Below are 12,390 nucleotides of genomic sequence, written 5' to 3'. Positions count from 1 at the left end.
ACCGGCTGTTGCTGCGTGAAGCTTGCGAGTCATAAAAACAATGAAAACCCTGAAAACCCAAGTCGCCATTATCGGCGCCGGTCCTTCCGGACTGCTCCTTGGCCAGTTGCTGCACAACGCTGGCATCGACACCCTGATCCTTGAACGCCAGACGCCCAATTACATTCTTGGGCGCATCCGTGCCGGTGTGCTTGAACAAGGCATGGTAGAGCTGCTGCGTGAGGCCGGGGTCGGTCAGCGAATGGATGCCGAAGGTCTGGTTCATGGCGGCTTTGATCTGGCGCTGGACGGGCGTCAGGTGCACATCGACCTGCACGCGCTGACCGGCGGCAAAACAGTAATGGTCTACGGCCAGACCGAGGTCACCCGCGACCTGATGGCCGCTCGTCGGGAGGCCGGCGCGCCAACAATTTATCAAGCGAGCAATGTCGTTCCCCATGACATGAAAAGCGACGAAGCTTTTGTCACCTTCGAAAAGGACGGTGAAAGCTGGCGCGTTGATTGCGATTACATCGCCGGTTGCGATGGTTTCCATGGCGTCGCGCGGCAGTCGATTCCGGCCGATTGCCTGAAGATTTTCGAGCGGGTCTACCCGTTCGGCTGGCTGGGCATTCTCGCCGACACACCGCCGGTCCACGACGAATTGGTCTACGCCCGCCATGAGCGCGGCTTCGCTTTGTGCAGCATGCGTTCAGCCACGCGCACCCGCTATTACCTGCAAGTGCCGGCGGATGAAAACGTCGATGACTGGAGCGATCAGCGTTTCTGGGATGAGCTGAAAAAGCGCCTGCCGGATGCCCTCGCGGAAAAACTGGTGACCGGTCCTTCGATCGAAAAAAGCATCGCGCCGCTGCGCAGTTTTGTCGTCGAGCCAATGCAGTACGGGCGCATGTTTCTCGTCGGCGACGCTGCCCATATCGTCCCGCCCACTGGCGCCAAGGGCTTGAACCTGGCCGCCAGTGATGTCAGCACGTTGTTCAATATTCTGCTGAAGGTGTATCGCGAAAATCGCACTGATCTGCTGGAAAAATACTCGGAGATCTGCCTGCGCCGAGTATGGAAAGCCGAACGGTTTTCCTGGTGGATGACGTCGATGCTGCATCGCTTCGACGATCACGATGAGTTCAGCCAGCGCATCAGCGCTTCGGAACTGGACTATTTTGTCAGCTCGCAAGCCGGGCAAAAAACCATTGCAGAAAATTACGTCGGGCTTCCGTACGAGGCTATCGAATAGCTTCCTACCGACTTACACTGCGAGCATCCACCCGCGCGCGAAGGCCGCGCGGGTCCATCACCGCCCGCAGGTTTTCCGTGACCACTCTCAATCAGCCTGAAACGCCCAAACCGGCCATTCGCAGCGTGCTGGTCGCCTTGATGATGGCGATCTTCCTCGGTGCGCTGGACCAGACCATCGTCGCCGTGTCGATGCCGGCGATCTCTGCGCAATTCAAGGACGTCAGCCTGCTGGCCTGGGTGATTTCCGGCTACATGGTGGCGATGACCGTGGCGGTGCCGATCTACGGCAAGCTCGGCGACCTGTACGGGCGGCGCAAACTGATGCTGTTCGGCATGGGCCTGTTCACCCTCGCCTCGCTGTTCTGCGGCATGGCGCAGAGCATGGAACAGCTGGTACTGGCGCGGATTCTTCAGGGCATCGGCGCCGGCGGCATGATCTCGGTGAGTCAGGCGATCATCGGCGACATCGTCCCGCCGCGTGAACGCGGCCGCTATCAGGGTTACTTCAGCAGCATGTACGCGGTGGCCAGCGTCGCCGGTCCGGTGCTCGGCGGCTACATGACCGAATACCTGTCGTGGCGCTGGGTGTTTCTGATCAACCTGCCGCTCGGGCTTGGCGCCTGGTGGGTGGCACGGCGCAACCTGCGCGGCTTGCCGATTCCGCAGCGCAAACCGGTGATCGATTACCTCGGCACGGTGCTGATGATCATCGGCCTGACCGCGTTGCTGCTCGGCATCACCGAAGTCGGCCAGGGTCATTCATGGCGCAGCAGCGAAGTGCTCGGCCTGTTCGCTTGCGCCGTGGTGGTATTGGCGCTGTTCGTCTGGCATGAACGCCGGGCACGCGAGCCGTTGCTGCCGATGCACCTGTTCGCCAATCGTAATGCCCTGCTGTGCTGGTGCACGATCTTCTTCACCAGTTTCCAGGCCATCTCGCTGATCGTGCTGATGCCGCTGCGCTTTCAAAGCGTCACCGGCGCTGGCGCCGACAGCGCGGCGTTGCACTTGCTGCCACTGGCGATGGGCTTGCCGATCGGTGCCTATTTCGCCGGCCGGCGCACCTCGATCACCGGACGCTACAAACCGCAGATTCTCACCGGGGCGATCCTCATGCCGATCTCGATTCTCGGCATGGCCTTCAGTCCGCCACAAGCGACGCTGCTCAGCGGTTTGTTCATGCTGCTCAGCGGCATCGCTGGCGGCATGCAGTTCCCGACCTCGCTGGTCGGCACGCAGAACTCGGTGGAACAACGCGACATCGGCGTCGCCACCAGCACCACCAACCTGTTCCGCTCACTGGGCGGCGCGGTGGGCGTGGCGTTGATGTCGGCGCTGCTGCTGGCGTTGCTGCACGATTCCAGCTTCGCCCATCTGGCAAACAGTTCGCTGATCAGCGAGGGGCATTCGGGCAACGTCCTGCTCGATGGCCTGAACGCAGCCCCAGGCGAAGCGCAGAACGCTTTGCGCGCGGAGCTGCTGGTGACCTTCCGCCACTTGCTCTGGGTCAGCACGGCAGTGTCGTTGCTCGGGCTGGCAGCGGCGATTGCCATGCCGAACAACCTGCTGCGCGGCCGGGAGCACGGCGCGAAATGAGCCTTTTGCGCTGATCGTTGCCACGCTCTGCGTGGGAATGCCTCAACGGACGCTCTGCGTTCGGCCTTGGATGGGACGCAGAGCGTCCCGGGCTGCATTCCCACGCGGAGCGTAGGAACGATCATCGCGCGCTCAAGGGCTGTAGTAACCCACCGCGACGAGGAAGTGCCCGACCTTTTTCAGGTACGCATGCTTGTCCTCGATCTTGCCGGTCACCGGGTTTTTCCAGCGGTATTCATATTCGCCTTCATTCTGCTTGCCGATCAGTGCCAGAATCGGCTCGCCCACCGGTTTGCCTTCCGGATCCTTGACCTTGCCAAAATCAGTGTTGATCAAGCGTAGATTGGTGCCGTGGGCGACATAGCGCTGGTTGTTCAGATCGACCACGAAGACATACAGGTCATCCTGCAAGTAACCGCCCTTGAGTGAGTTGATCGCGGTCAGCGTGCCCTTCTCGTCCTTGGTCAGATCCGTCGCGGCTTTGTCCAGCAAGGTCTTGGCCTGCTCAGCTGAGGCCCGTGGCAGGTAGTAACCCACCGCGAGAATGCGCTGCCCGACGCGCTGATAGAACACATGCTTGCGCTCGACCTTGCCGTCGGCCCAGTTCTGCCAGCGGTATTCGGCCTGCTGGATGCCATTGCCTTCCGGCACTTTCAGCGCATCCTTGAACGCCTTCTGCAGATCCGGCCCGAGCACTTCGCTGACATCGCGGCCGATCAGCGCCGATGAAGGCCCGCCACTGGCAAGCATGACGCCTTTGGTGTCGAGGACGAACACGTAGCGATCCTTGTCGACGAACTCACCCTGGCGGCTGAACGCGGCGAAGGCCTTGTCGCCATTGTCGTGGTAGTAGGCCAAGGCTTTTTCCAGCAGGGCGATGGCGGCCTGACTGTCATCCTTGGCGGCGGTGGCGGCGCTGGCCTGGCCGAAGCCGGCCAACAACATCAGGCCGAGCCAGGCCACTTTATGCAAAAACCCCATAGCGCATCCCTCGTTCTTTTTGGTGTTTCAAGAGCGTAGACGGCTTGCGGTCATGTAGAGATGAACATTGTGCCGTGAAGCTGGCAAGCAACGCTCGCCAGCCTCGCTCAGCGCTTACGGGCGGGAATTGATCTGCTGCTGCAGGTTCTGGATCTGCGCCTGCAAGGTATTCAGGTTGCGGGTCATCTGCGCGCGGAACGCATCGAACTCGGCGGTATTGCCGCCACCCTGTGGCGCTGTCGGGCGGTTGTCCTGCTGACTTTTCAGCACCACGATGTCCTGCTCCAGACGATCGATCGCCGCGCTCGGATTGCCCTGTTTCTTCAGCGCGGCGATATCGGCGCCGAGGCTTTTGAACTGGGCGTCGAAGGCTTTCAACTGGGCATCGACCTTGCTGGTATCGGCCGGGGTGCTTTTAATGGTCGCCAGCTCGGCACTCAAGGCTTTGACCTGAGCCTGCAACTGCGTATTGGCGTTCTGTTGTTCGGTGGTCTGCGCGGTCATCTGCGCCAGCCGCTTGTCCAGCTCGCTGGCCTGCCCGGCCACGCCTTGCTGCTGCTTGCTCTGGTCGAGCAGCTTGCCTTCGAGTTGCTTGATTTGCAGCTTCAGCGCTTCGCTGTCGCTGCTGACGTTGCTCTGGCTGGCGACGACCTTGCCGGAAATATCCTGCAGGCGCCCTGCCGCTTCTTCGCTGATCCGCGCGAAGCTTTCCTGGGTGGCGACCAGTTGCTGCTCCATCAGCGAGATCTGCTGGAAGCTCCACCAGGCCAGACCGATGAAGGCAAAAAACAACGCGCCGACCAGCGCCCACAGCGGCCCGGTGCTGGCGGCCTTGACCTTGACCACTGGCGCGCTGCGCGAATGCACGGAAGTGCGGGGGCCGGGCGCGATGTCATCGTCATCGAACGGGTCGGCGCGCAGGCTTGGCACGTTGTCGAAATCGTCGTCGTGGGCATCGTTTCGCATGGACATTGAGGCAACCTTTGGCAAACGCGGTGATGGCTAAATGCTGCGAAGTATAACCGCCGCAGCCGCAGGCATTGACCCTCAACCCGCAAGGCGGTTCATTGCCGCCCGGCCGAATCGTTTCAACGGATGTCCTGGGCTTTCCACCAAGCACAGAACTCATCGAGGGCCGCCCACAGGCTGACTTTCGGATCGTAGTCGAGATAATGCCGGGCGCGGCTGATGTCGAGGGTGAAATTTTTTTTCATGACCTGCATGCCCAGGCGCGACAGGGTCGGCTCAGGGCGTCCCGGCCAGAGCATGCACGCGCCTTCGTTGAGCGCCGCGACGCTGTAGGCCAGACCGTAGGAGCGATATTTGCGCACCTGATCGACGTCCATCCGCCGCATTACGTAATTGACCACATCCCACAGCGGCACCGGCGTGCCGTTGCTGATGTTGTAGGCCTTGCCCAGCGCCGAACCTTGCGCCAACAGGCTGCTGAGCATGGCTTCGTTGAGGTTCTGCACGCTGGTGAAATCGACCTTGTTCAAGCCGTCGCCGATGATCGCCAGCCGACCCTTGCGCTGCATCTTCAGCAGGCGCGGGAAGATGCTCATGTCGCCGGCACCGGTGACGAAACGCGGGCGCAGGGCGATGGTTTCCAGACCGAATTCCTGCGCGCCGAAGACTTTCTGCTCGGCCAGATATTTGGTCGCGGCGTAGGGATGCTTGAAGCTTTTGGGCACTTGCTCTTCGGTCAGACCGAGATGGTCGCGGCCATCGAAATAGATCGACGGCGACGACAGATGCACCAGCCGCCGCACCCGCTGCTTGAGGCACGCTTCGACGACGTTTTCGGTGACTTCGACGTTGCCCTGATGAAACTCCTGATAACGCCCCCACACGCCGACAGCACCGGCGCAATGCACCACGGCTTCGACATCGTTGCACAGGTCGTGCACCAGATCGGCGTCGGTCAGATCGCCCGGCACGAACTCGGCACCGCGGCGCACCAGATGCTCGACGCTCTCGGCCCGGCGACCGTTGACCCGCACTTCAAGGCCCTGCTCCAGGGCGAAACGCGCAAAGCGCCCGCCAATAAAGCCGCTGGCGCCGGTAACCAAAATCTTCATCAAAAACTCCAGGGAAGCAGCTGCAAGCTTCGAGCTTTCAGCTGCAAGTTGAAACGGTGCGTGTTCTTGCCGCTTGCAGCTTGACGCTTGTTGCTGCGTTCAAGCCACTAGCCATTGCTTTGAGGAGCGCAGCAGTTGTTCGGTCAGTAGATTGAGCAACTGGCCGCCATTGCGCCAATGATGCCAGTACAGCGGCACGTCGATCGGTTTATCTGGCAGCAATTCGCGCAGCACCCCGCGTTGCAACTGTTCGCGCACCTGCAGTTCCGGCACCAGCCCCCAACCCAGACCGGCCTCGGTCAGGCGAATGAAGCCTTCGGAAGACGGGCATAAGTGATGCTCGAACGCGCCGTCGACGCCCAACAGCGCCAGATAGCGATGCTGAAGAAAATCGTCCGGGCCGAACACCAGCGCCGGGGTGCGCGGCAGCTGTTCGGCGCGCACGCCATCGGGAAAATGCCGGGCGATGAAGGCTGGACTGGCCAGCGCCCGATAACGCATGGCGCCGAGCAATACGCTGCGTGCGCCGGCCACCGGGCGCTCGCTGGCGCACAGGCACGCAGCCACTTCACCGGCACGCATGCGTTTGAGGCCGACGGTCTGGTCTTCGACGATCAGGTCGAGCAACAAATGCTGCTCGGCGCAGAAATCGCCGACGGCCGCGGCCCACCAAGTGGCGAGGCTGTCGGCGTTGAGGGCGATGCGCAGGCGATCGGGCAGGCCTTCTTCGTCCAGCGCTGGCACCGCCGACTGCAAGTCGCGCTCGAGCAAACGCACCTGCTGCACATGGTTGAGCAAACGTCGGCCGATTTCCGTCGGCGCTGGCGGTGTCTCACGCACCAGCACGGGTTGGCCGATCCGCGCCTCGAGCAATTTGATGCGCTGGGAGATCGCCGACTGCGACAGACCAAGGACCTGTGCAGCGCGATCAAATCCGGCCTGTTCGACCACAGCAGCCAGCGCGGAAAGCAATTTATAGTCGAACATCAGTTTTCCTAATGGGCGATCAGCACTATTGGTTTTTCTTATACAGCGTCACACCGGAGAATAGCCAGCAAGCACTCTCTTTCAAGGATCTCTCCCATGTGGCAAAGCTATGTAAACGGCCTGTTGGTGGCGTTCGGCCTGATCATGGCGATCGGCACGCAGAACGCATTTGTCCTGGCGCAAAGCCTGCGCCGTGAACACCATTTGCCGGTGGCGGCATTGTGCGTGGTATGTGACGCAATTCTGGTCGCGGCCGGGGTGTTCGGCCTGGCAACGATCCTGGCGCAGAACCCGACCCTGCTGGCGATCGCCCGTTGGGGCGGCGCGACGTTTCTGATCTGGTACGGCAGCCAGGCGCTGCGCCGGGCCTGCTCGAAACAGAGCCTTGAGCAAGGCGAAAACCAGACCGTGCGTTCGCTGCGCGCAGTGATGCTCAGCGCTCTGGCGGTGACCTTGCTCAACCCTCACGTTTATCTCGATACGGTATTGCTGATCGGCTCGCTGGGTGCGCAGCAATCGGTGCCGGGCGCTTATGTAGTCGGCGCGGCCAGTGCATCGTTGCTGTGGTTTTTCACCCTGGCCCTTGGCGCGGCGTGGCTGGCACCGTGGCTGGCCCGCCCGAGCACCTGGCGCATTCTCGATCTGGTGGTGGCGTTGATGATGTTCGCCGTGGCCGCGCAGTTGATCATCGCCGGATGAATTATTGCTGAAGGCTCTGGAACCTCTATCCCACACAGTTGTTGCGTGGTTAAGGCGCGACCCCGGTGCTATGATCCGAACCCTGCGCCGCAAAGAGTAAAAACTCGCCGGTGCATTTCCGGCCGCCCGTGATCGGCCTTGCGCTCACCGCAACAGACCTGATTAGGAGAATCATCATGGCTTTCGAATTGCCGCCGCTGCCTTACGCACACGATGCCCTGCAGCCGCACATCTCCAAGGAAACCCTGGAGTTCCACCACGACAAGCACCACAACACCTACGTCGTGAACCTGAACAACCTGGTGCCAGGCACCGAGTTTGAAGGCAAGACCCTGGAAGAAATCGTCAAGACTTCTTCGGGCGGCATCTTCAACAACGCCGCTCAGGTCTGGAACCACACTTTCTACTGGAACTGCCTGGCGCCAAACGCCGGCGGTCAACCAACCGGCGCCCTGGCAGATGCCATCAACGCAGCGTTCGGTTCGTTCGACAAGTTCAAGGAAGAATTCAGCAAAACCTCGATCGGCACCTTCGGTTCCGGCTGGGGCTGGCTGGTGAAAAAGGCTGACGGTTCCCTGGCCCTGGCCAGCACCATCGGCGCCGGCAACCCGCTGACCAGCGGCGACACCCCGCTGCTGACCTGCGACGTCTGGGAACACGCTTACTACATCGACTACCGCAACCTGCGTCCGAAGTACGTTGAAGCGTTCTGGAACCTGGTCAACTGGAAGTTCGTGGCCGAGCAGTTCGAAGGCAAAACCTTCACCGCTTAAGCTGCGCGCCCGATGAAAAGCCCGGCTTCGGCCGGGTTTTTTTATGCCCGGCGCATGGCGTTTCTCGCACGGTAAAAGCAGCTTCACGCCGTTTGCCGCCAGCCCCCAGCCGTCTACCATCACAGAAAGGAAAAAATCTTTGGCCCAGTGCTCAAGTTGAAGGCAATTGCAAACGACACAGTTGATTCAGAGCTATTACTCAAATGACGACAATGCGGCCAGGATCACGGCGACTTTTCCCGTGCCTGATTGTCCCTTTGACTGCCAACCCGGGATTGCCAATACTCATGGCAACTTGACGCTACCCGCACGGAACAAGGAATAACCCTTTGAAGCTGGAACTCAAGAACAGCTTGTCGGTGAAGTTGCTCCGGGTCGTGCTCCTGTCGGCATTGATCGTAGGCGTAGTCTTGAGCTGCGCGCAGATTGTCTTCGATGCCTACAAGACCCGTCAGGCGGTTGCCGGCGACGCCGAGCGCATCCTCGACATGTTCCGCGATCCATCGACCCAGGCCGTGTACAGCCTGGATCGGGAAATGGGCATGCAGGTGATCGAAGGGCTGTTCCAGGACGACGCCGTGCGTCAGGCCTCCATCGGCCACCCCAACGAAGCCATGCTGGCGCAGAAATCCCGCGAACTTCAGCATTCCAACAGCCGTTGGCTGACCGACCTGATTCTCGGCCAGGAACGCACCTTCACCACGCAATTGGTCGGCCGCGGTCCGTACAGCGAATACTACGGCGACCTGAGCATCACCCTCGACACCGCCACTTATGGCGAAGGTTTCATCGTCAGCTCGGTGATCATTTTCATTTCCGGGGTGTTGCGCGCACTGGCGTTGGGCCTGGTGCTGTATCTGGTCTATCACTGGCTGCTGACCAAACCGCTGTCACGAATCATCGAGCACCTCACCGAGATCAATCCGGATCGCCCCAGCGAGCACAAGATTCCGCAGATCAAGGGCCACGAAAAAAACGAGCTGGGCCTGTGGATCAACACCGCCAACCAGTTGCTCGAGTCCATCGAACGCAACACCCACCTGCGCCACGAAGCGGAAAACAGCCTGCTGCGCATGGCCCAGTACGACTTCCTCACCGGTCTGCCGAACCGCCAGCAATTGCAGCAGCAACTGGACAAGATTCTCGTCGATGCCGGCAAATTGCAGCGCCGCGTCGCGGTGTTGTGCGTCGGCCTGGATGACTTCAAGGGCATCAACGAGCAATTCAGCTACCAGACCGGCGACCAATTGCTGCTGGCCCTGGCCGATCGTTTACGTGCCCACAGTGGTCGTCTTGGCGCGCTCGCTCGCCTGGGCGGCGATCAGTTCGCGCTGGTGCAGGCCGACATTGAACAGCCTTACGAAGCAGCAGAACTGGCGCAGAGCATTCTCGATGACCTCGAGGCGCCCTTCGCCCTCGACGATCAGGAGATCCGCCTGCGCGCGACCATCGGCATCACCCTGTTTCCGGAGGACGGCGACAGCACCGAGAAGCTTTTGCAGAAAGCCGAGCAGACCATGACCCTGGCCAAGACCCGCTCGCGCAATCGTTATCAGTTCTACATCGCCAGCGTCGACAGCGAGATGCGCCGTCGTCGCGAGCTGGAAAAGGATTTGCGCGATGCGCTGATCCGCGACCAGTTCTACCTCGTCTACCAACCGCAGATCAGTTATCGCGATCACCGCGTGGTCGGCGTCGAAGCGCTGATTCGCTGGCAACATCCGGAACACGGTCTGGTGCCGCCGGACCTGTTCATTCCGCTGGCGGAACAGAACGGCACGATCATCGCCATCGGCGAGTGGGTGCTCGATCAGGCCTGCAAGCAATTGCGCGAGTGGCACGATCAGGGTTTTGTCGATCTGCGCATGGCGGTCAATCTGTCCACCGTGCAACTGCACCACGCCGAGCTGCCACGGGTGGTCAACAACCTGTTGCAGATGTACCGCTTGCCGCCGCGCAGTCTGGAACTGGAAGTCACCGAAACCGGCCTGATGGAAGACATCACCACCGCCGCCCAGCATCTGCTCAGCCTGCGCCGCTCCGGTGCGCTGATCGCGATCGACGACTTCGGCACCGGCTACTCGTCCCTCAGTTATCTGAAAAGCCTGCCGCTGGACAAGATCAAGATCGACAAGAGCTTCGTTCAGGATCTGCTCGATGACGACGATGACGCGACCATCGTTCGCGCGATCATTCAACTGGGCAAGAGCCTGGGCATGCAGGTGATTGCCGAAGGCGTGGAAACCGCCGAGCAGGAAACCTACATCATTTCCGAGGGTTGCCACGAAGGTCAGGGCTACCACTACAGCAAACCGCTGCCGGCGCGGGAGCTGGGCATTTACCTCAAGCAGGCGCAACGCAGCAACGCGGCTATTTTATAAGATCAAAAGATCGCAGCTTTTTTATAAAAGCAAAGATCGCAGCCTTCGGCAGCTCCTACATTTGAAATGCGTTCCCCCTGTAGGAGCTGATGAGTGAAACGAGGCTGCGATCTTTTGATCTTCTTGCGCAAATAAGAAATATTTCCAAGCACGCCTTTACACATAATGCGAAAGATTTGCATTATGTCGCAGTTTTGCGCGCCCCCGGCGCCAGTCCACTCAACTACCGAAGCAGGATGTTCGCCATGATTCGTATGCCTCTGGCTACCGCCAGTCTGCTGGCCATCGCTATTTCCCTCGCCGGTTGCGGCGAAGGCAAGGACAAAGAAAAAGCCTCCGAAATGACTCCGGCTTCCAGCAGTGCTGCTCCAGCCCCTGCCGCTGCACCTGCTCCTGCCGCCGGTAAAGTTGACGATGCCGCCGCCAAGGCTGTGGTCGCGCACTACGCCGACATGGTCTTCGCCGTTTACAGCGATGCCGAATCCACCGCGAAAACCCTGCAAACCGCCGTCGACGCGTTCCTCGCCAAGCCGAACGCCGACACCCTCAAAGCCGCCAAGGCTGCCTGGGTCGCCGCACGCGTGCCGTACCTGCAGAGCGAAGTATTCCGCTTCGGCAACACCATCATCGACGACTGGGAAGGTCAGGTTAACGCCTGGCCATTGGACGAGGGCTTGATCGACTACGTCGACAAATCCTACGAGCACGCACTGGGTAACCCGGGCGCCAACGCCAACATCATCGCCAACACCGAAGTGCAGGTCGGCGAAGACAAAGTCGACGTGAAAGAGATCACCCCGGAAAAACTCGCCAGCCTCAACGAGCTGGGCGGTTCCGAGGCCAACGTTGCCACCGGCTACCACGCGATCGAATTCCTGCTCTGGGGCCAGGATCTGAACGGCACCGGCCCTGGCGCTGGTAACCGTCCGGCCTCGGACTATCTGGAAGGCGCCGGCGCCACCGGTGGTCATAACGAGCGTCGTCGTGCCTACCTGAAAGCCGTGACCCAACTGCTGGTCAGCGACCTGGAAGAAATGGTCGGCAACTGGAAGCCGAACGTGGCCGACAACTACCGTGCCACCCTGGAAGCCGAGCCAGGCGAAACCGGCCTGCGCAAAATGCTCTTCGGCATGGGCAGCCTGTCCCTGGGTGAACTGGCGGGCGAACGCATGAAGGTTTCCCTGGAAGCCAACTCCCCGGAAGACGAGCAGGATTGCTTCAGCGACAACACCCACTACTCGCACTTCTACGACGCTAAAGGCGTGCGTAACGTTTACCTGGGCGAGTACACCCGTGTTGACGGCACCAAGCTGACCGGCGCCAGCCTGTCGTCGCTGGTAGCCAAGGCCGACCCGGCTGCCGACACCGCGCTGAAAGCCGATCTGGCCGCGACCGAAGCGAAGATCCAGGTCATGGTCGATCACGCCAACAAGGGTGAGCACTACGACCAGTTGATCGCTGCCGGCAACACCGCTGGCAACCAGGTCGTTCGCGACGCCATCGCCGCGCTGGTCAAGCAGACCGGCTCGATCGAAGCGGCAGCGGGCAAACTGGGCATCAGCGACCTGAACCCGGACAACGCCGATCACGAATTCTGATCGCAGCGTCCGCGTCAAAAAGAGGCGACCTTCGGGTCGCCTTTTTCATTATTGGCACACC

The 12,390-nt window shown here is 60.7% G+C and carries 10 protein-coding genes; 6 read left to right on the top strand and 4 right to left on the bottom strand.

Translation table 11 applies throughout. The features are described 5' to 3' along the window. Nucleotides 1-40 precede the first annotated feature (40 nt). Together pobA and JWU58_RS06590 are read left to right on the top strand one after the other, a co-directional pair. Entirely contained in the window at nt 41-1,234 is a 1,194-nt protein-coding gene (gene pobA / locus JWU58_RS06595) for a 4-hydroxybenzoate 3-monooxygenase (protein WP_206421645.1), read from the top strand. 77 nt (nt 1,235-1,311) lie between these two features. Further along, nucleotides 1,312-2,829, top strand: a complete 1,518-nt coding sequence (locus tag JWU58_RS06590; protein WP_071173411.1) for an MDR family MFS transporter — start codon at nt 1,312-1,314, stop codon at nt 2,827-2,829. A gap of 132 nt (nt 2,830-2,961) precedes the next feature. Here JWU58_RS06590 and JWU58_RS06585 read toward each other — a convergent pair whose 3' ends face one another. The 4 genes from JWU58_RS06585 to JWU58_RS06570 all read right to left on the bottom strand — a co-directional run bounded on the left by JWU58_RS06585 (nt 2,962) and on the right by JWU58_RS06570 (nt 6,878). Beyond that, nucleotides 2,962-3,810: a cache domain-containing protein gene (locus JWU58_RS06585; RefSeq protein ID WP_206421644.1), complete on the bottom strand. Its 849-nt coding sequence runs from the start codon at nt 3,808-3,810 to the stop codon at nt 2,962-2,964. A gap of 114 nt (nt 3,811-3,924) precedes the next feature. Then, nucleotides 3,925-4,782, bottom strand: a complete 858-nt coding sequence (locus tag JWU58_RS06580; protein WP_024014139.1) for an ATPase — start codon at nt 4,780-4,782, stop codon at nt 3,925-3,927. A 116-nt stretch (nt 4,783-4,898) separates the two neighbouring features. Beyond that, nucleotides 4,899-5,891: an NAD-dependent epimerase/dehydratase family protein gene (locus tag JWU58_RS06575; protein ID WP_206421643.1), complete on the bottom strand. Its 993-nt coding sequence runs from the start codon at nt 5,889-5,891 to the stop codon at nt 4,899-4,901. A 99-nt stretch (nt 5,892-5,990) separates the two neighbouring features. Continuing rightward, nucleotides 5,991-6,878 (bottom strand): LysR family transcriptional regulator ArgP, encoded by an 888-nt coding sequence (locus JWU58_RS06570; RefSeq protein ID WP_206421642.1) that lies wholly within the window; start codon nt 6,876-6,878, stop codon nt 5,991-5,993. Between the two features lie 96 nt (nt 6,879-6,974). Here JWU58_RS06570 and JWU58_RS06565 point away from each other — a divergent pair, with 96 nt between their 5' ends. The 4 genes from JWU58_RS06565 (at nt 6,975) to JWU58_RS06550 (ending at nt 12,329) form a co-directional block, all read left to right on the top strand. Further along, nucleotides 6,975-7,577, top strand: a complete 603-nt coding sequence (locus JWU58_RS06565; RefSeq protein WP_016773432.1) for a LysE/ArgO family amino acid transporter — start codon at nt 6,975-6,977, stop codon at nt 7,575-7,577. Between the two features lie 176 nt (nt 7,578-7,753). Then, nucleotides 7,754-8,350, top strand: coding sequence for a superoxide dismutase (locus tag JWU58_RS06560; protein WP_016773431.1), 597 nt, complete (start codon nt 7,754-7,756; stop codon nt 8,348-8,350). 329 nt (nt 8,351-8,679) lie between these two features. Next, entirely contained in the window at nt 8,680-10,731 is a 2,052-nt protein-coding gene (locus JWU58_RS06555; RefSeq protein ID WP_016773430.1) for a putative bifunctional diguanylate cyclase/phosphodiesterase, read from the top strand. A 245-nt stretch (nt 10,732-10,976) separates the two neighbouring features. Further along, nucleotides 10,977-12,329, top strand: a complete 1,353-nt coding sequence (locus JWU58_RS06550) for an imelysin family protein (protein ID WP_024014141.1) — start codon at nt 10,977-10,979, stop codon at nt 12,327-12,329. Nucleotides 12,330-12,390: the final 61 nt, after the last annotated feature.

The organism is Pseudomonas atacamensis, from assembly GCF_017167965.1.
Classification (GTDB): Bacteria; Pseudomonadota; Gammaproteobacteria; order Pseudomonadales; family Pseudomonadaceae; genus Aquipseudomonas; species Aquipseudomonas atacamensis.
Note: the sequence above shows the minus strand (reverse complement) of the source record. Positions and strands in the feature narration are given on the sequence as shown.